Source organism: Proteus myxofaciens ATCC 19692, from assembly GCF_001654855.1.
In the GTDB taxonomy this organism is placed as follows: Bacteria; Pseudomonadota; Gammaproteobacteria; order Enterobacterales; family Enterobacteriaceae; genus Proteus; species Proteus myxofaciens.
On record NZ_LXEN01000265.1, the window covers coordinates 1 to 217 of the forward strand.

General features: G+C 21.2%; 1 protein-coding gene. It reads right to left on the minus strand.

Annotated features, from left to right (window positions below):
• Positions 1 to 217, minus strand: a 217-nt coding sequence (locus M983_RS16850) for a glycosyltransferase (RefSeq protein WP_157092005.1), incomplete at both ends; no start/stop codon positions are given.

A 217-nucleotide genomic window follows, 5' to 3' on the forward strand; every position in this document is an offset into this window, starting at 1 on the left:
TGTCATCATCATCTAAAAAAGTAATATAATCTCCTTTTGATTCAATGATTCCTTTATTTCTAGCTAAAGATCCACCTACGTTTATACCATCAAAAATATATATTATTTTACATTTATATTTATATTTATTTATTATTTCTTTTGTTTTTTTATGGTTTGAATTATTAGGGTTGTCATCTACAACTATTATTTCTATATTTTTATATGACTGAGATAA